This window comes from Citrobacter sp. Cb080, assembly GCF_030334745.1.
Lineage (GTDB): Bacteria > Pseudomonadota > Gammaproteobacteria > Enterobacterales > Enterobacteriaceae > Citrobacter > Citrobacter braakii.
On record NZ_JAOWDG010000080.1, the window covers coordinates 106,696 to 129,126 of the forward strand.

The window sequence follows — 22,431 nt, forward strand, 5'->3', positions numbered from 1 at the left end:
AATTGGAACATACAGTGAACCGAGTCGGGGCTCGTTCTTTTGGCTCGCGTACAATAAATGATAATCACTAGCACTTACAATAATTGCAAAGTTTAAACGATTTACATTTACACAACTTTAATCAACGATGTGATGCGGCATGGAATGGGGAGTTATGGCAGACTGAGCGCTTATAGAGGCAGCTTTTACACAGACGTGAAAAGCAAAAAGCCCGCTTAAGTTTCCTTAAGCGGGCTTCTTAAATTTGGCTCCTCTGACTGGACTCGAACCAGTGACATACGGATTAACAGTCCGCCGTTCTACCGACTGAACTACAGAGGAATCGTGTGAACGAGGCGCATATTACTGACCTCATCATGAGGTGTCAACAGTAAAATTAGCGCGTCATTTCAATTGGTTAATTAATCTTCAAATTCAGTGTTAATGCGTGTTTGGTGAGCGATAATCGTCGTCTCCCCGGGTATCTCGTAACCGCTCCATGGGGTTCTGGCGATAAAACTGGATGAAACGCTGCCATAAGGCAGGAAAACGCGGAGCAAATAATTCAGGAGCACTGAAAAAATACTCGGATAGCACGGCAAAGCATTCAGCCGGATCGGTCGCTGCGTAGGCATCTATACTGCACGCAGTTTCACCAACCAGATCGATCTCATCCTGAATATTGTTCATTGCAGCATGCAGGTCGTGTTCCCAACCGGCGATATCGCGCAGGGGAATCGCCGGAATACCGCTGGCACGATCGCCATTACGCATATCAAGCTTGTGCGCCACTTCATGGATGATCAGATTAAAGCCGGAGGCATCAAAGGAATCCTGAATATCAAGCCAGTTGAGGATTATCGGGCCTTGTTGCCAACTCTGCCCGGACTGTACCACGCGTTGATTATGCACCAGCCCAATATCGTCTTCCCATTCATCGTCTACGACAAATGGGGCAGGGTAGATGAGAACTTCATGAAACCCGTCGAGCCACTCAATCCCCATTTCCAGAACAGGTAAACAGAATAGCAGAGCAATGCGCGCACTTTTTAGCGGGTCCAGCTCAAACCCCTGAAGAGCGACTACTCTTTTTTGTTGTAAAAAGCGCTCGGCCAGGGCAATAAGTCTGGCTTGTTCTTGCTCGGTGAGATTCACCAAAAGGGGAATAGCCAGGGCGTCGTCCCACGGCCAATCGTCACTCCGGGTTGCTTCTTGTTCTTTCCAGGGCCACTTAATCATCGTTTTGCTCGCAAACTCGTCACTTGAACGAAATTGACGGAACTGGGTCTGTTAAAATGCCAAATTACCTGGCATCATGGCAACCGCCAAAACGGAGAGATGCCAGAGCGGCTGAATGGACCGGTCTCGAAAACCGGAGTAGGGGTAACTCTACCGGGGGTTCAAATCCCCCTCTCTCCGCCACTATTCAAGCACTTGCACGCCTTGCTTTCAACGACAGTTCTCATGGATGTCTTTTTCTTTGAGTATCCTCACAAGTTTATCGTTGTAATGCCCGTGTGGTAAAAAATACTCTTCGTTGAACAAAAAAAAGCCCGCAGCGCGGGCTTTTGAGTTTGTGGAGATTAGAACTGGTACACAATACCCATGGCAAACTGATCATCAACTGCGTTGCCAGTAATTGCGCCGTCTTCTTTATCCAGCAGGTTAAATTTATACGCTGTGAAGACGTTCATATTTTTATTGAAGTAGTACCAGGTGCCAAGCTCGACGTAATTCACGCGGTCAGCGTTAACACCGCCGGCCAGGTCCTTACCCTGCGAGTAAACGTAACCCAGGGATGGACGCAGACCAAAGTCGAACTGATATTGAACGACTGCTTCAATGTTTTGCGTTTTGTTTGCAAAACCGCGATCGGTTCCGGTTCGGGTCATATTACGCGTTTCGCCATACATCGCTGCCGCATAAATGCTGTTGGCGTCATATTTTGCTGCCAGGGACCAGACTTCAGCGTTGCTGCCATAGCCATCGATGGATTGTTTGTCCGCACGGTCGGATTTACCATACACCGCGACGACACCAAAGCCATCCACGTTATAGTCCACCGACATGCTGTAGCCGTCGCCATTTGCTTTAGTGGCAGCGTGATCGTCATTTTTGCCCTGGTACTGCAGCGCGAAATTAAGACCCTCAACCATGCCGAAGAAGTCTGTGTTGCGGTAGGTCGCCACGCCGTTGGTACGACCGGTCATGAAATTATCCGTCGCAGACCAGGAATCGCCACCCCATTCAACCAGCATATCGGTGTAGGCTGCCGCATCGTAGGCTACGCCATAGTTACGACCATAATCAAATGAGCCGTAATCTGCATATTTCAGGCCCGCGAAGGCCAGACGGGTTTTTTGCTCCTGAGATCCTTCCGCATTGCTGGCGTCGAGGTTGTGTTCAAACTGACCAAAACCTGTCAACTCGTTGCTGATCTGGGTTTCACCTTTCACCCCAAAACGGGCGTAAGAGGTGTCAGCATTTTCACTGTTACTGCTATCCGTATTCGACCAGATGCGTTCGCCTACCATCTTGCCGTAAAAATCAATTTTATTGCCGTTCTTATTATAAATTTCAGCCGCATTTGCTGCGCTTGCAGCTAATAAGGCAGGGAGAAGCAGTGCCAGTACTTTTCTTTTCATTATGTATTCCCTTTATATAATAATTAAAATGAATATGTAACGCTATCTGAAAGACTACATTTGAATACTATCTATGAAGTTCATTTAATTTTAAATATAACATGTAACAAATGTATTTAAGATATTTCAAGGTGTTTCATTGTTGCTTTTGTATAATTAAAATCGCATGACATTTGAATTAATATTATCCATATAAATGTATTTTTTATCATATGGTTATGATTTCTTTTGTTCTATCTTGTTGAATATATATTATTGATATTTGTTATTTATTTTGCATGCGGGACTATAATTGATCTGCTTGTTTTGAATAATGGATTCATATATCCATTATAGTGATACTTATTAAGTGAATAATATGTATTGATGATAAAAAGCGTCGACGGTAGTCTGACATGAGAATTGTTGCTAAGGTGGTTTTCTTTCTGCGAAGAGCGAGAGTATGGAACTACAGTACTGGTAGTCGAAATTTGAAGCCTGGTTACGTGACAATCATTCCGGGTACGACGCTGCCCATGACATCTTTCATTTTCGTCGCGTCTGGATGACATCACAAAAGTTGAGCATGGATGTGACCGTAGACTGGCTGGTGGTGCTGACGGCGTGCTACTTCCATGATCTCGTCAGTTTGCCGAAGAACCATCCCGATCGTCATCGCTCGTCGGTACTGGCAGCCCAGGAAACGCGTCGCGTTTTGATGCGTGATTTCCCTGATTTTCCACAACAACGATTACCTGCCGTGTGCCATGCTATTGAGGCGCACAGTTTCAGCGCCAAAATCGTACCAGAAACCCTTGAAGCCAAAATCGTGCAGGATGCTGACCGGCTTGAGGCGTTGGGCGCAATTGGTTTAGCACGGGTATTTGCCGTGTCCGGCGCGTTAGGCGTGGCGCTGTTTGATGCGGAAGATCCGTTTGCCCGACAGCGTAACCTTGATGATAAACAGTACGCACTCGATCACTTCCAGACTAAATTGTTGACGCTGCCGATGACGATGCAAACTGAACACGGTCGGCATTTGGCGCAACATAATGCTGACTTCTTACTGACGTACATGGCGAAGCTGAGTGCGGAGTTAAAAGGAGAATATGAAATGCTGGATCTTGACGCGATTCAACCCTTTAAGCTGCGTTAGTCGCCAGTACAGCCGCAACGTCAACCGCGCTAATTTATGTTAACCTGTCAGCTATCCATTTCGGCCGGTTAAATGTATGCAGGATAATTTTTCAGTAGCAGGTTCCATGAACCCGATGACAGATGATAACGAGGCCGCCGCACAGGTGATTTTGGCTAAGTTGCTTGAAATATATGACGTGAAAACGCTGGTTGCTCATCTGAATGGTGTTGGCGAGAACCGCTGGAGTCCGGCCATCTTCAAGCGAGTGGTTGCCAATGAAACGTGGCATCGCCTCAGCGACGGTGAGTTGGCTCATCTGAACGACTTGCTGCCGAGGCCGCCTGCGCATCATCCACATTATGCTTTTCGCTTTATCGATCTTTTTGCCGGTATTGGCGGCATTCGTCGCGGCTTTGAGGCGATTGGCGGGCAGTGCGTGTTTACCAGTGAGTGGAACAAGCATGCGGTGCGCACCTACAAAGCGAATCACTACTGTGATCCTCACCAGCACCATTTTAATGAAGATATTCGCGATATCACCCTCAGTCATCATGATGGGGTGAGCGACCTGCAGGCGGCGGAACATATCCGCCAGCATGTTCCGCAGCATGACGTGCTGCTGGCGGGATTTCCTTGTCAGCCATTCTCTCTGGCCGGTGTATCAAAGAAAAACGCGTTAGGGCGGGCTCATGGCTTCGCCTGCGATACGCAAGGCACACTTTTTTTTGACGTGGTGCGCATCATCAATGCGCGTCGGCCGGCAATATTTGTGCTCGAAAACGTCAAAAACCTGAAGAGTCACGATCAGGGGAAAACGTTCCGCATCATTATGCAAACGCTGGATGAGCTGGGTTATGACGTGGCTGATGCACACGATAACGGGCCGGACGATCCGAAAATTATCGATGGGCAACATTTTTTGCCCCAGCATCGCGAACGTATTGTGCTCGTCGGCTTTCGCCGCGATCTGAATCTGAAATCAGACTTCACGCTGCGCGATATTGTCTCCCGCTATCCTCAGCGGCGTACGACGCTGGCGGAGCTACTTGAGCCGACCGTCGACGCAAAATATGTGCTCACGCCAGTGCTGTGGAAATATCTGTATCGCTATGCGAAAAAGCATCAGGCACGGGGCAATGGATTTGGCTATGGCATGGTGTATCCCGGCAATCCCGATTGCGTAACGCGCACATTATCGGCGCGTTACTATAAAGATGGGGCGGAGATCTTGATCGACTGCGGTTGGGATATGGCGCTGGGTGAAAAGGATTTTGATGATCCGCACAATCAGCGATACCGTCCGCGCAGGCTGACGCCCAGAGAGTGCGCGCGCCTGATGGGATTTGAATCACCTCAGGGCTATCAGTTCAGGATCCCGGTGTCGGACACACAGGCTTATCGTCAGTTTGGTAATTCGGTGGTCGTCCCGGCATTTGCGGCGGTAGCCAGACTGCTGGAGCCAAAAATCAAACAGGCGGTTGCTATTCGCGAGAAAGAGAAACTGCATGGCAGACGTTCACGATAAAGCGACGCGCAGTAAAAATATGCGGGCGATAGCAACCCGCGATACCGCAATTGAAAAACGCCTTGCCAGCGTACTGACAGAGCAGGGGGTAACGTTTCGCGTGCAGGATGCGACGTTACCCGGTCGTCCCGATTTCGTGGTGGATGATTATCGTTGTGTGATTTTTACCCACGGCTGTTTCTGGCATCATCACAACTGCTATCTATTCAAAGTCCCCGCCACACGAACAGCGTTCTGGCTGGAAAAAATAGGCAAAAATGTCCAGCGTGACGCGCGGGATTGTGAAAAATTGCAGGCTCTGGGCTGGCGCGTACTGATTGTCTGGGAGTGCGCCCTGCGTGGGCGCGAAAAGCTGGGGGATGACGCGTTGTCCGAACGCGTCATCGAGTGGATCTGCGGCGGTGGCGATAGCGCACAGATCGACACCCTCGGTATCCATTTACTGTAACGTCTTTTCCGACGGGGTCGCAACGGCGTCCGCTTTAACGGGAAATAAGTATTTACCGAGTGTGACCAGTACCACCGCAAATACAATCACGCCAAGCGCCAGCCATTCGATGGGCGCCAGACTTTCACCTCCCAGGCCGGTACCTAACAGTACGGCGACAACCGGATTAACGTAGGCATAGCTGGTGGCTAATGCCGGGCTGACGTTGCGGATCAAGTACATGTACGCGTTGATGGCAATAATAGAACCAAATACGGCCAGATAGGCGACCGCCATAAAGCCTGAAAACGTCGGCATAGTGGTCAACTTTTCCCCGGAAATCAGCGAGGCGCACATCAGCACAATACCGGCGGCTAACATTTCAATGGCTCCGGCCATCATGCCAACGGGTAACGTTATGCGCGAGCCGTACACTGAGCCAAACGCCCAGCTTATCGAACCTATCAGGATTAAAATTGCTCCCCATGGATTACCACTCAAATTACCACCGCTGTTCAGCATGATGATCCCCGCGAGTCCAATTGCGATCCCCATCCATTCAAGTTTGCGCGTTTTGATGCCAAAAAAGTGGCTAAAACACAGCGTAAACAGCGGAACGGTGGCGACCACCACGGCGGCAATACCGGAAGGCACGTTTTGATGTTCTGCGACGGTGACCAGTCCGTTACCGACAGCCAGCAGCAGGATACCAATTAACGCGGCGTTCAGGAGCACGCGCAGAGGCGGCAGCTTATGTCCGCGGATAAGTAAGAATGCTGTTAATAAAATCCCCGCAGAGAGAAAACGAACGCCAGCCATCATCAACGGTGGCCAGCTTTCAACGCCAATGCGAATAACGAAGTACGTGGAACCCCAAATGATGTACAGCGCGAAAAGCGCACTGAAAAGCGGTAGCAATTGCCTGAAACGCATAATCCCTCACGGTGGAAATAAAAAGGTGCAACATAGTAAACGTCAAAACTATCTTGCTGGCGAGATTTATAATTACGTGCTGATGTTAAAAATTTGTTGACCAGAAAGGTCAGTTTCAGCATTGCGTGTTTTACTTCATACTTATGACTGCAAAAAAATAATATTGAGGGTAAAAATTTTGGCAGGAAGTAGCTTATTGACCTTACTCGATGATATCGCCACCTTGCTGGATGATATCTCTGTCATGGGAAAACTGGCCGCGAAAAAAACCGCGGGTGTGCTGGGCGATGATCTGTCGCTTAACGCGCAGCAGGTGTCGGGTGTGCGGGCGAACCGTGAACTCCCGGTGGTCTGGAGCGTCGCGAAAGGATCGTTTGTTAACAAAGTTATCCTTGTGCCGTTGGCGCTATTGATAAGCGCCTTCATTCCCTGGGCGATCACCCCCTTATTAATGGTAGGCGGGGCGTTCCTCTGTTTTGAAGGTGTAGAAAAAGTTCTCCATACCCTGGAAGCGCGTAAGCACAAAGAAACCCCGGAAGAGCGTCAGCAGCGTCTGACATCTTTGGCAGCGCAGGATCCACTCACCTTTGAGAAAGATAAAATCAAAGGGGCGATACGAACCGACTTTATTTTATCTGCTGAGATTGTCGCGATTACACTGGGGATCGTAGCGGATGCGCCATTGTTGAATCAGGTGTTGGTGTTATCTGGCATCGCGTTAGTGGTGACTGTGGGAGTCTACGGCCTGGTCGGGATTATCGTTAAGCTCGATGATGTCGGATACTGGTTGGCTGAAAAGCGCAGTACGCTGGCCCAGTCGCTGGGTAAAGGATTGCTGGTCGTTGCCCCCTGGCTTATGAAAACACTTTCCGTGGTCGGCACGCTGGCGATGTTTTTGGTTGGCGGCGGAATTGTGGTGCACGGAATAACACCGCTGCATCATGCGATTGAACATTTTGCCCAACAGCAAAGTGCATTGATTGCGCTGATGCTTCCGACCCTGCTGAATCTGGTGCTCGGATTTATCATTGGCGCAATAGTGGTGCTGCTGGTGAAAACCGTCGCCAGAGTGCGCGGAGTTTCGCACTAATTGTCGCAGGGTTGATTACGCAAAACCCTTCTTTGTCGTCTAAGGTGTAAAGGTTTCTCTTGATACAGGAGGCAGGTATGGTCTTTTCTGTCAGTGAGGAAGTCACCTCCAAAGAGGGTGGCCCACGCATGATCGTTACCGGGTATGCCAGCGGAATGGTGGAGTGTCGCTGGTACGACGGCTTTGGCGTCAAACGGGAAGCATTCCGTGAAGATGAACTGGTGCCGGGCGAGCGAAGAAAGCTCTGCCAGGATGCCTGAACACCTGGGGTGCGCGTAACCGGGTGATCTTTCAATCATTAGTTATATTTATCATTTTGGTGAGAATTATTTACTTGTCAGGCAAAAAAATTGCAGATAAGGTTTGTTTCACATCAGATTTCCTGGTGTAACGAATTTTCAAGTGCTTCTTGCATAAGCAAGCTTGATCCCGACCCGATAAGGGCCGGGATTTTTTTCGCCCTCAGTCAGCGATTGATCTCCGACACGCTAAAATCATGGATATCAAGCTCGAACGCGTCGGCCAGTTCATGCCACGTGTGGTAATCACGTCCGTCGACGCTGACGCGTTCCGGGTCATCCTGACTGCGATGAATTTCACTCTCGCAGATTTCGTTGATTGCCTTCAGTAGCGCGTCCACATCGACGCTGACTTCACGTTTGGCCGTATCGCTGTACTCTTTCGCGGTTTTCATCCTCATACCTCTCAACCGTTAAGGATACCGGGGGAGCGCATCCAAACATCAGATACGCACAACTTAAGTATAGACCGTCGATAAAACCCGCAATCGCGCGAGGCGGGCGCTGCCAGAAAAAGGAAATTGTTCTACACTGGCACAAAGCCACAGGAGGAAAACTATGAAGGTGAATGATCGGGTCACAGTCAAAACGGACGGCGGTCCTCGTCGACCGGGCGTGGTACTGGCTATCGAAGAGTTTAGTGAAGGCACCATGTACCTGGTTTCGCTGGAAGACTACCCGCTCGGTATCTGGTTCTTTAATGAAACAGGTCATCAGGATGGTATCTTCGTGGAAAAAGTAGAATAAGGTGAGTTTTGCTGCATGATCCTGACTGGTGGATTCGCCACCAGTCAGAACGTGTTAGCGCGTATTCACAAAGATACCATTGGTAACGTTATCGGTGAGTCTCACAACGTGATAGATAACTTGCTTATTATGCGTCTTTATCTTTCGTTTTATATTCCCCTTATGGGATGACACGGTCTTGGCCTTGATATTCATTTGGTCGGATATCTGTATTGTTCCCTGACCCTCCATCCACATGCGTAGCATGCTGGACTCGGTACGGCTCAATGATAATGTCGGTAGATTCACATCAATGACAAAATCTACTTCTTTTTTCAGAATATCGCCAAGGAGTTCATCCAGTGAATCTGGTTTAATCGACTTAGAACTAATCAATAAATTTTTTCTGACTAATAGATACTCATCAAAATGCACGTTGGCAATTGCCATAAACACAATAAATAATGTGCCAGGATGCTGATTAATGATTTGCTTTATTTGCTGGCTATTAGCAGGATCGTGGATAAAGCAGTCCTCATTAATAAACACCACAGCGGGCTGTTGAGAGACACAGGCGAGACTGAGCTCCTCAACGTTGGAAATGTTGTTGATTTCCCTTTTCTTCACCCCCCGACTTACCAGATATCCGGTCAACCCTAGCCGGGTGTAACTGCACAAATCCATAATAATCGTTGACATGGCATACCCTCACTCAATGCGTAACGATAATTCCCCTTACCTGATTATTTTCATCACAACTAAACGGAATAATAACGACCCAAGATGACGCTTTCGCTGTTTTTCAGGCGAAATTACTATCCCGTAAAGTTGCGTATAATTTGCCAGGAAACATCTTAAAGTAAAGTAAATGTTGCGTTATGTGAGTGAGTCAATAATAAATAAACCGCGACAGAGATATCCTGGTGGATGTTGTCGCTTTTTAAATTTAGGACAATCCTTAGTAAAACAGGATAAAAATTAAGGGTTATTATTTTCCGGGCATTTCGCTGACAATATCAGCCAATAAATTAAAAATTTCGCTGAATAATCGCTCGCAGAACGGCGCAATTAATGGCATCAGGGCCGCCATTAAAGAAATACCCACGGCGAGGGTGAGTGGAAAACCGATAACGAAAATCGACAGCTGCGGGGCCATGCGATTCAACAGACCGAGTGCGAGGTTTAGGGTGAGTAGTAGCGTCATTATCGGCAGGGCCAACATTAGCCCGTTGAGGAAAATCAGGCTACCCGCCCGCGCCAGCGCGAGAAACGCATTGCTGTTCACCGGATTGCCGCCGATTGGCAAGGTATGAAATGTATCCACCAACAGCGAAATAAGCCACAAATGGCCGTTAAAAGTCAGGAATAACAGCATGGCGAGCATGTCGATCAGTCTCGCCAGTACCGGCATATTCAGACGGCTGCCGGGATCAAAGAAGGTTGCGAAGGAGAGACCCATTTGCAGACCAATTAATTCCCCGGCGGTACGTACTGCCGCGAAGGCAAACTGCATAGTGAAGCCCAGAGCGATGCCGATCAGGATTTGTTGCATTGCCTGCCATAGCGCCCCGATAGAAAAGATAGGGACGTCTACCGGGGGAATCGACGGAGCGATAACGACGGTTATCATTAACCCCAGCCCCAGTTTTACTCGTTTGGGGATCGCGCGCTCGCTGAGAATCGGCGCCGTTGAGATGAGCGCCAGGATGCGCAGCAAAGGCCAGAAGTAAAGATTCAGCCAGTGGAGCCACTCAACGCTGGTCACCTGCAGCATAATGTCATCTACCCGATGATGTAGGGGATATTGCTGAACAGCGTACGCACGTAGTCGAGCAGCAGGTTAAGCATCCACGGGCCGGCAACAATGATGGCAATAAAAACCGCGACAATTTTGGGAATGAAGGACAGCGTCATTTCGTTTATCTGGGTCGCCGCCTGCAAAATACTGATGATAAGACCTGTGACGAGGGCGACCAACAGCAAAGGCGTGGCAAGGGCCAGGGCGACTTTCATCGCCTCTGTGCCCATCATCATGACCGATTCAGGTGTCATTTCGCGCCTCTAACTGTAAAAGCTTTGAGCTAGCGAGCCGACAAGCAACTGCCAACCGTCTACCAACACAAACAGCATCAGCTTGAACGGTAGCGCGATCGTGGCCGGGGGGACCATCATCATCCCGAGCGCCATCAGCACGCTGGCGATGACCAGGTCGATAATCAGAAACGGAATAAAAATGGTAAAGCCTATCTGGAATGCCGTTTTCAGCTCGCTGGTGACATAGGCTGGAAGCAAAATCCGCATCGGTACGGCTTCTGGTCCCTGTAGGGGACCGCTGTTTGCTAAGCGCGCGAAGAGTGCCAGATCGGCTTCACGGGTCTGGCGCAACATAAACTCGCGCAGCGGCTGTGCGCCTTTCTCCATGGCTTCCTGCATAGAGATTTTCTCTTCGCTGAACGGCTGATATGCGTCGACGTAGATTTTGTCGATTACCGGCGACATGATGAAAAAGGTCAAAAATAGCGCCAGACCCAGTAGCACCTGGTTCGGGGGGGCCGAAGGGGTTCCCAGCGCATTTCGTAACAGACCGAAAACGATGATGATGCGGGTGAAGCTGGTCATCATCAATAAAATCGCGGGCAGGAACGTCAGTGAGGTGATAAACACCAGCGTTTGCACGGGTAAAGACCAGCTTTGTCCGCCGCCAGGCAGCGGCTGGCTAACCAGACCCGGGAGCTGGGCGAGGGCTACTGGGCTGAAAAGCCATAAGCCTGCCAGCGTGATGGATAACAAACGGCGCATCAGGATCTCCCGGGACGCTTAAGCAAACTCTTCATCATGGCCTGGAAATCCGCGGGGGAGGCCGGTTTTTCTTCTGCATCAGCAGGCGCCGGGGGCAGGGTGTGCAACACGTTAATTTGCGAGGCCGTGACGCCCAGTACCAGGCGCGCATCTTCAACCTCAACAATCACCACGCGCTCACGTGGACCCAGTGAGGTACTTGCCGCAACTTTCAGTCCGCGCGTACCGGCGCTTTTGGGGGCAAACCCCATACGCTTAATCACCCAGGCTGCAGCCAGGATCAATACGATGATCCCAAGCAGCGCGCCGCTTACCTGAACCAGCGGTGAGCCGGGTACGGCGGCTGGCTGAGAAACTGTAGCCTGGGTATTCATGATTAACGGCTCAGACGGCGCATGCGTTCAGATGGGGTAATAATGTCGGTGATACGTACGCCGTATTTGTCTGCGACAACCACCACTTCACCCTGGGCAATCAGGTAACCGTTGATCAGGATATCCAGCGGCTCACCCGCCAGCCCATCCAACGCGACGACCGAACCCTGCGTCAGACGCAGCAGCTCTTTGATGGTCATGCGGGTTCGGCCCAATTCGACGGTCAGTTTGACCGGAATGTCCATGATCAGGTCGATGTCCTGCAAGGCACCGCTGACGTCGCCGCCACCTAACTGCTGGAATACCGCATCGGCCGCACTTTTGGTGGGCGTGGTTTTTTGCTCGTTTAACGCGTCAGCCCACAGATCGTCCAATGCACCAGTGTTCTCATCGGACGGATTATTCATATCACTCATTTGGGCTGTTCCTCATTCAGCGAATTCAAAATCGGGTTTATCAGATGTTCTACGCGTAACGCATACTGACCGTTCACCGTGCCATACTGGCTGGTCAGTACAGGCACGCCGTCCACATGAGCAATAATGCGGTCGGGTTTTTCAATCGGCAGTACATCGCCGGGTTTCAGTTTTAAAATCTGGGATAGCCGCAGCGGAATGTCAGCAAAGTTTGCCACCAGCTCCAGCTCAGAATGCTGAACCTGACGCACCAGATTATTGCGCCAGTTCTGATCTTCATTACGCGAGTTTTCCAGCGGTGGGTTCACCAGCAGCTCACGCAACGGTTCAATCATGCTGAATGGCAGACAGATGTTAAATTCACCGGTCAGGTTGCCAATTTCAACGTGGAATGGGGTATTGACCACGATGTCGTTAGGAGACGTGGTGATATTGGTAAATTTCACCTGCATCTCGGAACGAACGTATTCCACTTCCAGCGGATTGATGGCCTTCCACGCGTCGCTGTAGCTTTCCAGCGCCAGCTTCAGCATGCGGTTGATAACGCGCTGTTCGGTATGGGTAAATTCACGGCCTTCCACTTTCGTCGGGAAGCGGCCATCACCGCCGAACAGGTTATCGACGGCGATAAATACCAGACTCGGTGAGAACACTACCAGACCCGTACCGCGCAGCGGCTTCAGGTGGATTAAGTTCAGGTTGGTCGGAACCGGTAAGTTGCGCGCAAACTCGTGGTATGGCTGGATACGGATCGCACCCACGGTAATATCCGGGCTACGGCGCAACAGGTTAAATAATCCCATACGGAACTGGCGCGCGAAGCGTTCGTTAATGATCTCCAGCGCCTGTAAACGCTCACGTACCACGCGGCGCTGGGTGTTGGGATCGTAAGGACGAATATCGCTTTCTTTTGCGATACCGGAAATGGGTTCGTCTTTAGTTTCGCTATCGCCATTAAGCAATGCGTCGATTTCAGCCTGAGAAAGAATACTGTCGCCCATGTCTTTACCGCAGAATAAAAGCTGTATAAAGAACGTCGGTGACAACCTGTTTGGGTTGCCCAACAACGAGCGGAGTCGCGAGCGTCTCTTTGATGGCGGCAATGAGCTGTTGCTTACCTTCTTCGGTGGCGAGCGTAGCCGCGTTCTGACGAGAGAACAGCAGCAGCAAGCGGCTGCGCACTTCCGGCAGATATTCGTTAAGACGTGAACGCGTTGCCTCGTCTTTCATGCGCAGCGTGATACCGATATACAGTACACGGTCCGCATCACCCAGATTGACGGTAAAGGTATCCAGCGCAAAGAATACCGGGGCTGGCGGTGGAGCCGGTTCCGCTTTGACGCTGGCGGACGGCTGCTGCTGCATGCGCCAGTAGCTATAACCCGCAGTTGCGCAGGCGGCGAGGGTAATCAATACCAGCAGAGGGATCCAAATAGCGCGTTTACTTTTTTTGTTAATCGCGGAGTCAGTCATCAGATACGGGCTTCCTGTTTCGGTACAGCTTATGGGCTGATTATCCCGTGTCCTGTCCACGACAAAGCGTGGAAAAGACGCGGATAATCATGCTACCTCTGGCGTTAGGCGAAGATGTCTACTGCTCCATCACCGCGTGCTGCAGCTTGCAGTGAGGCTGGCGCTGCCAGTACGGCGTCATCTTCAGCGGCAAAAATGTCTTGTCCCTGAGCGCGACCCGCCTGCTGTTGCTGCCCGGAAGACTGCTGATTACCGGCAAAGCTTTCACTGCTGATACTGCTTTGTCCAAGCTGGATCCCGCTTTCAGCCAACTGCGTACGCAGCATCGGTAATGCAGCTTCCAGCGCAGCGCGCACGTGACTGTGTGGCGATACCATTTGCAACTGCGCGAGATTGTCATCCAGCTTGAGGGAAATGTGCATCTGGCCCAGATCCTGTGGATGCAGACGCAGTTCTGCGCTTTGCTGGCCCTGGCGAGTAAACAGAGTGACGTGCTGGCTCAGTGATTGCTGCCATTCCTGGCTACCCAATGGCGCGCTTAGCACAGGTGCGGCGGTCGGTAACGGTTGAGCGTGGGACTGCGGGCCACTTAACGGCGCTGTCGTCATGCCAATGCTGGTCGGCGAAGGGGAGCTTTCAATTTCCGCTCTGGTCGTCGCCGCTGCCGTCAACGGGGTTAATGTCGGATTGTTTGTCTGATCTACGCTGCTGGCAGGCGTTGCAATATCCGCTTTGCCTTTTTTGGCATCACCTGGCAGCAATTCGCCAGCATTATCGGCGATAGCGCTGTGTACCGAACCTCGTGACAACGCCGAAAGCGTCGCATCAACGGGGGCTGGCGCGCTGTCGACGGCAGGCGTGGTCTGCGGTTGTCCTGGCAGCATGGCGAACAACGCGCTCAGGTTGGCGAGATCCTCATCGCTCAGTGCGGTGTTTTTTTCATCCTGCTGAGCGACTTTGCCCAGTGTCGTCAGGGCATTAACTTTCAGTGAGGGCGTGAGGGCAGACAAAAGTTGCTGAGCGTCTGTCATGTCGACAAGAGAAGTATCAGTGTGCATCTCTTTTTGCGCCAGTAGTTCGGTCAACTTGAGCGACGGTGCTGAATCGCCATTTTTTTGCAATAACCCTTTTTGCAGTTTGCTACCGGCCGCCTGTAAGTCGGCAAACGACAGCGGGGCGTCTTTACCCTGCGCGTTGTCCGCACCTAATGCACCAGCCAGCAGCGCTAAAAAATCCTCGGGTGAATCAACCGCTTTGCCTGACTGAAGACCTGCGGCTACGTCGGTGTCGGTGGTAATCAGTTGGGGTAAAGTAATCATTCGGGTTTCCTCATAGCTGCGCGCTGAGCAAATTCATCCATTTTTTTCTGATCCAGGCGGTTTTCGGCCAGTAACGCCGCCGAGGTTTGTCTGTCCTGCAGAGTCTGCCACGCCTGTAAACGTTGTTTTTTGTCGCGCCAACTGTTCAATGCCTGGTCTACTTTCTGCGTCCACTGATTGAGCTGTTGGCGGTGTTGCTCAATCGCTTTTTCCAGCGTCTGAATAAATTGTTGGTAATTGATCCAGCGATTACTGGTAATACCCTGACCCATGTCACTGTTCAGATTGTTGCGATACTCATGCTGATAATCGATCAGCATTTTCAACTGCTCTTCCGCCTGCTGACAGCCACGACGCATCTCTCCCAATAAGACAGCGGCGTCATCTACCTCTTTTTCAGCCAGGTCTTTCAGTGTGGCTAATGCACCATGTTGTGCCATGACCTATGCTCTCCTGCTTACTCACACACCAGGGAAAATCAGTTCTAACGCGTGCAGAGAATCTTCCCAGTCCGCCCGTTCAAAAATGCCTTGCTGTAAGAATGCTTCCAGTTGTGGCCATAGGGCGATGGCTTTATCCAGCATGGGATCGCTGCCTTTGGCATACGCCCCCACGCTGACCAGATCGCGGTTGCGCTGGAAGCTGGATAGCAGCTGTTTAAAGTTTCGTACCCGCGCATAGTGTTGTTCACTAATAAGCGCGGTCATGGCGCGGCTGATCGAGGCTTCAATATCGATGGCCGGATAGTGACCCGCTTCGGCCAGATGACGGGACAGCACAATGTGGCCGTCCAGAATCGCGCGCGCGGAATCCGCAATGGGGTCCTGCTGGTCGTCACCTTCGGTCAGTACCGTGTAAAACGCGGTAACGGAACCGCCGCCGTGAATACCGTTCCCGGCACGTTCGACCAGTGCCGGTAATTTGGCGAATACTGAGGGGGGATAACCTTTCGTTGCCGGCGGCTCTCCGATCGCCAGGGCGATTTCACGTTGCGCCATCGCATAGCGGGTGAGGGAATCCATAATCAGCAATACGTGCTGTCCACGATCGCGAAAATCTTCGGCGATACGCGTGGCATAGGCCGCGCCTTGCATACGTAACAGCGGCGAGACATCTGCGGGAGCAGCAATCACCACCGAGCGTGCACGACCGTCGGTACCGAGAATATTTTCAATAAAATCTTTAACTTCGCGACCACGTTCGCCAATCAGACCTACGACGATAACATCGGCTTGGGTATAGCGCGCCATCATGCCGAGCAGAACGCTTTTACCGACACCGGAGCCCGCGAAAAGTCCCATACGCTGACCGCGACCGACGGTTAACAACGCGTTGATGGGACGTACGCCGGTATCCAGGACGTGTTCAATCGCGGTGCGTTGTAGCGGGTTAAACGGCGGCGTAATCAGCGCCCCGGTTTCGGTGGTATCCGGGGCGGGCAGACCGTCGAGCGGTTTTCCGCTACCGTCAAGCACACGACCCAGCAATGCAGGGCCAAGCGGTAATTGCTTCCCGCTTTGCAGACCTTCTCCGGCAATGTTTTTTGCGTACACGCGTGCGCCGGGCAGAACGCCTTCAACCTCTTCGAGGGGCATCAGAAACAGACGCTGACCGTTAAACCCCACGACTTCACTTTCGACCTCCTGGGTTTCGTTGCCGTCCTGGCGTTCAATAACGCAGGTGGCGCCCAGCGGCAACTGTAATCCCGTGGCCTCCAGCACCAGACCAGTGGCGCGGGTCAGGCGACCGTAACGGCGCACCGCAGGCAGCAGCGACATTTTCTCTTCGAAGCTGTCCAGCGTGTTGAGCCAGCGAGTCAGGCGAGTGGTCATTACACGACTCCCGGCGCTGCCAGACGGCAGAGTTCTTGCCAGCGCGTGGCAACGCTGGCATCCAGATCGCCTTCATCGGCAGAGACTTTACAGCCGCCGTGATGCAGCGTTGGATCACCGCGCAGCCGCCAGCCGTGCAGGCTGAGGGTCGCACCGAGCATCTCCTCTACACGCTGGAGATCGTCCGGATGTACGCGTAGCTGCGGTTTACCGCTAAACAGCGGTTCTTGCTGCAACAGCTGTTGGATTTGTTTAATCAGCGCAGCGTTATCCACAATAGGCGTCTGACCTATAACCTGACGCGCAGCTTCCAGCGCCATTTGCATCAGACGCGAGGCAATGACGCTGTCCAGTGCGTCCAACGTATTCTGAAACTCGCTCACTAGTTGCTGCATGCGGGCATGGATCGGCGCATGCTGAGCGCGCGCCTGGTTCTGGCCTTGCTCCAGCCCCTGACTCAGGCCTTCCTGATAACCTTGTTCGTGGCCTTTTTGTCGACCTTCCGCCAGACCCGCGTTATAACCTTGCTCATGGGCCTGCAGTTGCAGCTGTGCGAGCTGCTGTTCAAGCTGTTGCTCTGCGGAAAGCTCTGGTTCTTCTGTTTCTTCTGACAGCGGGTTTTCGCTGTGGTCAGCCAGGACGAACTCCGCCATCGGTGGGGCGAGGTCGTCCGGGGTCCAGACTTTCCACGGCAGTTCGTTAGACATAGGTATCCTCGCCGCTGCCTATCACCATCTCGCCGGTTTCCGCCAGACGACGCACAATAAGCAGAATGGCTTTCTGTTCGTTTTCCACCTGCGACAAACGCACCGGACCGCGGTTGGCGAGGTCGTCGCGCAGAATATCGGCAGCACGTTGCGACATGTTGCGCAGGAACTTCTCGCGCAGCGGCTGTTCGGCACCTTTCAAGGCAATCAGCAACGATTCGGAATCCACTTCCTGCAGCAGGCGCTGGATACTGCGATCGTCGACATCCACCAGGTTCTCGAACAGGAACATCTCGTCGATAATTTTCTGCGCCAGCTCGCCGTCGAATTCGCGTACGGCGGTAATAACCGCTTCTTCCTGCTGGGTTTTCATCAGGTTGATAATTTCTGCCGCCGTTCTCACGCCGCCCATTTTGCTGCGCTTGAGGTTCTGGCCATCGAGTAGGCCGTTGAGTACCTCGGTCAGTTCTGCCAGCGCGGCAGGCTGTACGCCGCCAAAGGTGGCGATACGCAGCATCACGTCGTGACGTAAACGCTCGTCGAACAGCGCAAGAATATCGGCGGCCTGGCCCCGCTTGAGGTGCACCAGAATGGTGGCGATAATCTGCGGATGCTCGTCGCGGATAAGGTCGGCGGCGCTTTGCGGCTCCATAAAGTTAAGCGTTTCAATGCCGCTGGTGGTATCGCGGGTTTCCAGAATATCTTCCAGCAGACTGGAGGCACGTTCCTCGCCCAGCGCTTTCACCAGCACGGAGCGCAGATATTCGTTGGCGTTGATATTCAGCGCGGCAAACTGTTCGGCTTCTTGTTCAAATTCGGCCAGCACTTCCGTCAACTGCTTGTTGGAAATCTGGCGAACGTTGGCCATCGCCGTACTGAGCGCCTGAACTTCGCGCGTGGAAAGGTGCTTAAACACCTCCGCCGCGCGATCTTCGCCAATGGTCATCAGCAGGATGACGCTTTTATCGGTACCGGTAAGATTACTCATGATCGTTACTCATCCACTGGCGAATGACCAGCGCCACGACGCGCGGATCGTTATCTGACATTTCACGAATACGCTGACTCATGACTTCTGCTCCCAGACGCTGATTAGTACGACGCTGCTGGGTTTGTTCGTCTTTGCTGAGGCGAACTTCTACCGCTTCTTCGGTTTCCTGACGGACACGCGTTTGTTCTTGTACGGCTTTCGCTTCTTCACTGCGACGGACCAACTGCGGACGAACGGCTTTCCGCCACAGGATCCACGCCACCAACAGAACCAGCAACCAACGACCTGCGGACATTAACTGATCAATAAAGAACGGCTGTTTCCAGAACGGTAGCTCGCCAATGGAATCGTCGGTCGCCGTGAAGGGAGAGTTCACCACGTTCAGGGTATCGCCACGCTTGTCGGAGAATCCCATCGCTTCGCGGGTCAGATCCTCAATCTGTTTCATCTGCTCGGCGGTTAACGGCAACGGTTTGCCGTCTGGTAACGTTTTGTAGTTGACCACGACAGCCACCGAGAGACGCTGCACATCGCCAACGTTCATTTTGGTATGGCGAATGGTGCGGTCAACTTCATAGTTGCTGGTTTCATTGCGCTGAGTATTGTGCGGGCCGGCATTATTACTGTTATTCGCCGTCTGTGCGTTTTGCGTATTTTGCGCGTTTTGCTGATTAGCGGGTGGGGTGGCGATTGGCGCAGTATTTGCCGGAGCGGGCTGATTTGACAACGCGCCCGGGACGCCGCCTGGTGCTCCGCTACCGACCTGCTCACTGACGTTCAACTGACGAGAACGCAGCACGGCCTGGGACTCATCACCGTTTGGACGGTACTGTTCTTCGGTTTGCTCTTTGTTGGCAAAATCCAGCTGCGCGGTAACCTGCGCATGTACGTTACCGTTGCCGACAATCGGCGACAGAATCGATTCGATACGACGCTGAACGCGGCCTTCGACGTCGCTGGCGTATTTCAGCTGCGCATCGTTAAGATCGCGGCTACTGGTATTCGACTGGGTTAACAGATGCCCCGCCTGGTCGACCAGCGTAACGTTGCCCGGCGGCAAGCCTGCAACAGCGCTGGAAACCAGATGCGTGACCGCACTGATCTGACCTTCATCCAGCGCGCGACCCGGCTCCAGGTTGACGGTGACGGAGGCTGAAGGCGCTTTTTGCTCACGCACAAACAGCGACGGTTTCGGCATAGCCAGATGCACGCGGGCGCGTTTTACCGGTCCCAACGTTTCAATCGTACGGGCTAATTCACCTTCCAGCGCGCGCTGGTAGTTGACCTGCTCGCTAAACTGGCTGATACCAAACTTTTCCTGATCCAGCAGTTCAAAACCCACCGCGCCGCCTTTGGGCAGACCTTGCTGCGCCAGACGTAAACGCAGTTCGTGGACTTTATCGGCAGGAACTTCAATGGCGCCGCTTCCCTCAGTAAAACGGTAAGGAACGTTCATCTGCGTCAGTTGGGTGACGATCGCGCCACCATCCTGATCGGAAAGATTGCTGAACAGCGTGCGGTAGTCAGGTGCTTTGGCCCACAGGACCATCGCCACGATGATCGCGACGGCAGCGGCTCCCGCCACAATCAGAGGAATTCTGGGATTCGCGCGCAGGCGGTTTAACCACTCGAGAGGTTTAAGCTGGGTTGCAGTCGATGCTGTCGCACTCATCTCGCACCTCGTGGCTTATCGTGGACGGCGTTTTTTGCAAAGTGGAACAAGACTCACTCCCGGGTCAGCAAACTCGAAAAATTGACGGTCTCATTATTTGCGGTTTCGAATTTTTCTATGCGTTAAAAACCGTGGTTTTTTATCGTTATTTAACGCCTTTATCTTATTGACTAACTGGTAATCTCAACTACGTAAAAAATTATCCAGGGGATCAGCATGTCGGCAATACAGGGGATTGAAGGGGTCATCAGCCAGCTACAGACCACGGCGATGTCAGCAAAAATGCAGGATATGCAGCCACAACCGACCGTGAGCTTTGCCGGTCAACTGCATGCGGCGTTAGACAGGATCAGCGATGTACAAACCGCGTCCCGTGTGCAGGCTGAGAAATTTACCCTCGGTGAACCGGGTATTGCGCTGAACGATGTGATGACCGATATGCAAAAAGCGTCGGTATCGATGCAGATGGGGATCCAGGTGCGCAACAAACTGGTGTCGGCGTATCAGGAAGTGATGTCGATGCAGGTGTAGCAAGCCGAACATTCTCCCGCTGCGTCGGGCAACGGGAGAATCGCATTACTTCTGAATTAAATAACGAATCGTTGGACCATCCTGCTGAATATCCAGCACCGTATAGCCGTGATTACGCGCATCCAGTGGAATATTGTTGATTGACTGCGGGCAATCGCTCACCACTTCCAGAATCTCACCTTTCTTCAATTGCGGCATCGCTTCCAGTGTGGCGACAGCCGGATACGGACACGGCTCGCCGACCATATCGAGGCGATAATCAGGCACGATATTTTTCATACAGACTCCTTGGCAGGCGTCAGCCCAGCGCGACGGAAGAAGCGTTTTTCCCAGCCGATGATGAGCATCAGCGCGGTAAATAACAGCAGATAGGTTACCAGCAGGCCACCGAGCGGGCCGAAGGTGTTGAGCAGATTCACTTTGTCCCAATTGGTGGCAAGCGCGGGAGCAAAATCATCCCAATAGTAGGCCAGAATGGTCGAGCCAATAACGTTGCCCAGACCCACCCACCAGTAATGCACCTGGCCTTCAACGGCGCGGTACATCCAGCCCGTTTCACACCCGCCCGCCAGAACAATGCCGAAGCCGAACAGCAAGCCGCCGATCACCGCATTCGGACCTGCCCACATGATTTTAGGCTCGACGCCCAGTTGTACGTAGCTAAAGATACCGATGGCGCTGACCGCCATCCCGAAGATGATCGCTTTCGCCATATGGGTGCGACCGGAAATCCACAGATCGCGGAAGGCGGAGGTGAAGCAGATTTGCGCCCGCTCAATCAGCAGCCCGAACCCGACGCCAAACAGCATGGCCAAACCAAGTTTGGGCTTATCCATCGCAGTGAGGAGCGCCCAGCCGATCATGGCGATAAACACCAGCATGCCGAGGCGGAAACGGCGACGGGCCTGATCTGGCTTTTGCGTTAACGGAGAAGCGGCGGAGACTTTCTGCATTTTAACCGGAATACGAAACATCGGCAGCAGGGTAAAGCGTGCGCCAAACCATGAGCCAATAGCCGTTGCCAGCGCGAAAAACCAGGCGTGTAGCGAGAACTGTGGAATACCGGTGAAGAATGCGGCCAGGTTACAGCCCATTGCCAGCCGGGCGCCGAATCCGGCAATCATCCCGCCGACGATCGCCTGCATAATGCGCACCCGACTGCGCGGCATGCGTAATTTGACGTTGTTTGCCCACAATGCGGCAGCAAAACAGCCCCCGAACATACCGAGGATCATCATGCCGTCAATGCGGGTCAGGGGTGAGCCTTCGAGATGGATCAGCTTGTAGTATCCCCATTCTTCGGCGTGAACGCCAAACAGTTGCAGGATTTGACCACCCCAGCGAGTGAATTCGCCGGTAACGGCCCAGAAGGTTCCCGTAATGCCGAAATAATAAGTAGAGAGAATACCCGCTGCGATGACCGCAGGGGCGGGGGCCCAAAATTTAATTAACCAGGCCTGTTTGAAGTGTTGCCATGACATGCGTTGTGCCTCTGAACTCAGAAGGTATGTAACAAGAAGTGTGGATACTACACCGATCAGAATTTTTGACTATGAGTAATAAGAGGTAACACCGT

General features: G+C 52.3%; 26 protein-coding genes, 2 tRNA genes and 1 pseudogene. 8 read left to right on the forward strand and 21 right to left on the reverse strand.

Annotated elements, in window-relative coordinates; translation table 11 throughout:
- Positions 1–245: 245 nt before the first annotated feature.
- Both OGV38_RS19325 and mtfA read right to left on the reverse strand, forming a co-directional pair.
- A tRNA-Asn gene (locus OGV38_RS19325) sits at positions 246–321 on the reverse strand.
- A gap of 99 nt (positions 322–420) precedes the next feature.
- Entirely contained in the window at positions 421–1,218 is a 798-nt protein-coding gene (gene mtfA / locus OGV38_RS19330; protein WP_046275704.1) for a DgsA anti-repressor MtfA, read from the reverse strand.
- A 93-nt stretch (positions 1,219–1,311) separates the two neighbouring features.
- On the opposite strand from mtfA, the gene OGV38_RS19335 reads away from it, so the two are divergent.
- Positions 1,312–1,401: transfer RNA gene (locus OGV38_RS19335), tRNA-Ser, on the forward strand.
- 161 nt (positions 1,402–1,562) lie between these two features.
- On the opposite strand, the gene OGV38_RS19340 is transcribed toward OGV38_RS19335, so the two are convergent.
- Positions 1,563–2,624, reverse strand: coding sequence for a porin (locus OGV38_RS19340; RefSeq protein ID WP_181500261.1), 1,062 nt, complete (start codon positions 2,622–2,624; stop codon positions 1,563–1,565).
- A gap of 442 nt (positions 2,625–3,066) precedes the next feature.
- Between OGV38_RS19340 and OGV38_RS19345 the strand changes: the two are divergent.
- From OGV38_RS19345 to OGV38_RS19355, 3 genes and pseudogenes are all read left to right on the forward strand, one after another.
- A pseudogene (locus OGV38_RS19345) lies at positions 3,067–3,759 on the forward strand (phosphohydrolase).
- Between the two features lie 76 nt (positions 3,760–3,835).
- Complete coding sequence (locus OGV38_RS19350) at positions 3,836–5,266, forward strand: DNA cytosine methyltransferase (RefSeq protein WP_181500263.1); 1,431 nt, start codon at positions 3,836–3,838, stop codon at positions 5,264–5,266.
- Complete coding sequence (locus OGV38_RS19355) at positions 5,247–5,714, forward strand: very short patch repair endonuclease (protein ID WP_019077079.1); 468 nt, start codon at positions 5,247–5,249, stop codon at positions 5,712–5,714. Before OGV38_RS19350 ends, OGV38_RS19355 begins: the two co-directional genes overlap by 20 nt.
- On the opposite strand, the gene yedA is transcribed toward OGV38_RS19355, so the two are convergent.
- Positions 5,706–6,626, reverse strand: a complete 921-nt coding sequence (gene yedA / locus OGV38_RS19360) for a drug/metabolite exporter YedA (protein ID WP_047502067.1) — start codon at positions 6,624–6,626, stop codon at positions 5,706–5,708. The genes OGV38_RS19355 and yedA overlap by 9 nt on opposite strands.
- Before the next feature lie 178 nt (positions 6,627–6,804).
- On the opposite strand from yedA, the gene OGV38_RS19365 reads away from it, so the two are divergent.
- Together OGV38_RS19365 and OGV38_RS19370 are read left to right on the forward strand one after the other, a co-directional pair.
- On the forward strand, positions 6,805–7,716 hold the full coding sequence (locus OGV38_RS19365; RefSeq protein WP_286474483.1) for a DUF808 domain-containing protein: 912 nt from the start codon (positions 6,805–6,807) through the stop codon (positions 7,714–7,716).
- Between the two features lie 77 nt (positions 7,717–7,793).
- Complete coding sequence (locus OGV38_RS19370) at positions 7,794–7,976, forward strand: YodC family protein (RefSeq protein WP_016153498.1); 183 nt, start codon at positions 7,794–7,796, stop codon at positions 7,974–7,976.
- 206 nt (positions 7,977–8,182) lie between these two features.
- Here OGV38_RS19370 and yodD read toward each other — a convergent pair whose 3' ends face one another.
- Positions 8,183–8,410, reverse strand: a complete 228-nt coding sequence (gene yodD, locus OGV38_RS19375) for a YodD family peroxide/acid resistance protein (RefSeq protein ID WP_003030417.1) — start codon at positions 8,408–8,410, stop codon at positions 8,183–8,185.
- 163 nt (positions 8,411–8,573) lie between these two features.
- Here yodD and dsrB point away from each other — a divergent pair, with 163 nt between their 5' ends.
- Positions 8,574–8,762 carry a protein DsrB gene (gene dsrB / locus OGV38_RS19380; RefSeq protein ID WP_016156846.1) on the forward strand — a complete coding sequence of 63 codons (189 nt, stop codon included), beginning with the start codon at positions 8,574–8,576 and terminating at the stop codon, positions 8,760–8,762.
- A gap of 54 nt (positions 8,763–8,816) precedes the next feature.
- Here dsrB and rcsA read toward each other — a convergent pair whose 3' ends face one another.
- From rcsA to fliF, 14 genes are all read right to left on the reverse strand, one after another.
- Entirely contained in the window at positions 8,817–9,440 is a 624-nt protein-coding gene (gene rcsA, locus OGV38_RS19385) for a transcriptional regulator RcsA (RefSeq protein WP_016153497.1), read from the reverse strand.
- Between the two features lie 289 nt (positions 9,441–9,729).
- The gene (gene fliR / locus OGV38_RS19390) at positions 9,730–10,515 is read right to left on the reverse strand and encodes a flagellar biosynthetic protein FliR (RefSeq protein WP_019077076.1); all 786 of its coding nucleotides are present in this window, start codon (positions 10,513–10,515) and stop codon (positions 9,730–9,732) included.
- Positions 10,516–10,523: 8 nt separating this feature from the next.
- Positions 10,524–10,793: a flagellar biosynthesis protein FliQ gene (fliQ, locus tag OGV38_RS19395; RefSeq protein ID WP_181500264.1), complete on the reverse strand. Its 270-nt coding sequence runs from the start codon at positions 10,791–10,793 to the stop codon at positions 10,524–10,526.
- A 9-nt stretch (positions 10,794–10,802) separates the two neighbouring features.
- On the reverse strand, positions 10,803–11,540 hold the full coding sequence (gene fliP / locus OGV38_RS19400) for a flagellar type III secretion system pore protein FliP (protein WP_006684053.1): 738 nt from the start codon (positions 11,538–11,540) through the stop codon (positions 10,803–10,805).
- Positions 11,540–11,917: a flagellar biosynthetic protein FliO gene (gene fliO / locus OGV38_RS19405; protein ID WP_029139581.1), complete on the reverse strand. Its 378-nt coding sequence runs from the start codon at positions 11,915–11,917 to the stop codon at positions 11,540–11,542. Before fliO ends, fliP begins: the two co-directional genes overlap by 1 nt.
- Positions 11,917–12,330, reverse strand: a complete 414-nt coding sequence (gene fliN / locus OGV38_RS19410) for a flagellar motor switch protein FliN (RefSeq protein ID WP_003030433.1) — start codon at positions 12,328–12,330, stop codon at positions 11,917–11,919. The genes fliO and fliN overlap by 1 nt, the downstream gene beginning before the upstream one ends.
- Complete coding sequence (gene fliM, locus OGV38_RS19415) at positions 12,327–13,331, reverse strand: flagellar motor switch protein FliM (protein ID WP_003030434.1); 1,005 nt, start codon at positions 13,329–13,331, stop codon at positions 12,327–12,329. Before fliM ends, fliN begins: the two co-directional genes overlap by 4 nt.
- Positions 13,332–13,335: 4 nt before the next feature.
- The gene (fliL, locus tag OGV38_RS19420; RefSeq protein WP_016153493.1) at positions 13,336–13,803 is read right to left on the reverse strand and encodes a flagellar basal body-associated protein FliL; all 468 of its coding nucleotides are present in this window, start codon (positions 13,801–13,803) and stop codon (positions 13,336–13,338) included.
- 104 nt (positions 13,804–13,907) lie between these two features.
- The gene (gene fliK, locus OGV38_RS19425) at positions 13,908–15,122 is read right to left on the reverse strand and encodes a flagellar hook length control protein FliK (RefSeq protein ID WP_181500265.1); all 1,215 of its coding nucleotides are present in this window, start codon (positions 15,120–15,122) and stop codon (positions 13,908–13,910) included.
- Positions 15,119–15,562, reverse strand: a complete 444-nt coding sequence (gene fliJ, locus OGV38_RS19430; RefSeq protein WP_016153491.1) for a flagellar export protein FliJ — start codon at positions 15,560–15,562, stop codon at positions 15,119–15,121. The genes fliK and fliJ overlap by 4 nt, the downstream gene beginning before the upstream one ends.
- Positions 15,563–15,583: 21 nt before the next feature.
- Positions 15,584–16,954 (reverse strand): flagellar protein export ATPase FliI, encoded by a 1,371-nt coding sequence (gene fliI / locus OGV38_RS19435; RefSeq protein WP_016153490.1) that lies wholly within the window; start codon positions 16,952–16,954, stop codon positions 15,584–15,586.
- Positions 16,954–17,661: a flagellar assembly protein FliH gene (gene fliH / locus OGV38_RS19440; RefSeq protein WP_016156842.1), complete on the reverse strand. Its 708-nt coding sequence runs from the start codon at positions 17,659–17,661 to the stop codon at positions 16,954–16,956. The genes fliI and fliH overlap by 1 nt, the downstream gene beginning before the upstream one ends.
- Positions 17,654–18,649 carry a flagellar motor switch protein FliG gene (gene fliG, locus OGV38_RS19445; RefSeq protein ID WP_016153488.1) on the reverse strand — a complete coding sequence of 332 codons (996 nt, stop codon included), beginning with the start codon at positions 18,647–18,649 and terminating at the stop codon, positions 17,654–17,656. The genes fliH and fliG overlap by 8 nt, the downstream gene beginning before the upstream one ends.
- Positions 18,642–20,324 carry a flagellar basal-body MS-ring/collar protein FliF gene (gene fliF, locus OGV38_RS19450; protein WP_181500266.1) on the reverse strand — a complete coding sequence of 561 codons (1,683 nt, stop codon included), beginning with the start codon at positions 20,322–20,324 and terminating at the stop codon, positions 18,642–18,644. The genes fliG and fliF overlap by 8 nt, the downstream gene beginning before the upstream one ends.
- A 216-nt stretch (positions 20,325–20,540) precedes the next feature.
- Between fliF and fliE the strand changes: the two genes are divergently transcribed.
- Positions 20,541–20,855 carry a flagellar hook-basal body complex protein FliE gene (fliE, locus tag OGV38_RS19455; RefSeq protein ID WP_016153486.1) on the forward strand — a complete coding sequence of 105 codons (315 nt, stop codon included), beginning with the start codon at positions 20,541–20,543 and terminating at the stop codon, positions 20,853–20,855.
- 45 nt (positions 20,856–20,900) lie between these two features.
- Here fliE and yedF read toward each other — a convergent pair whose 3' ends face one another.
- A complete protein-coding gene (yedF, locus tag OGV38_RS19460) occupies positions 20,901–21,134 on the reverse strand; it encodes a sulfurtransferase-like selenium metabolism protein YedF (protein WP_000790504.1) in 234 nt (77 codons plus the stop codon).
- Positions 21,131–22,393 (reverse strand): selenium metabolism membrane protein YedE/FdhT, encoded by a 1,263-nt coding sequence (gene yedE / locus OGV38_RS19465; RefSeq protein WP_323667576.1) that lies wholly within the window; start codon positions 22,391–22,393, stop codon positions 21,131–21,133. The genes yedF and yedE overlap by 4 nt, the downstream gene beginning before the upstream one ends.
- Positions 22,394–22,431 lie beyond the last annotated feature (38 nt).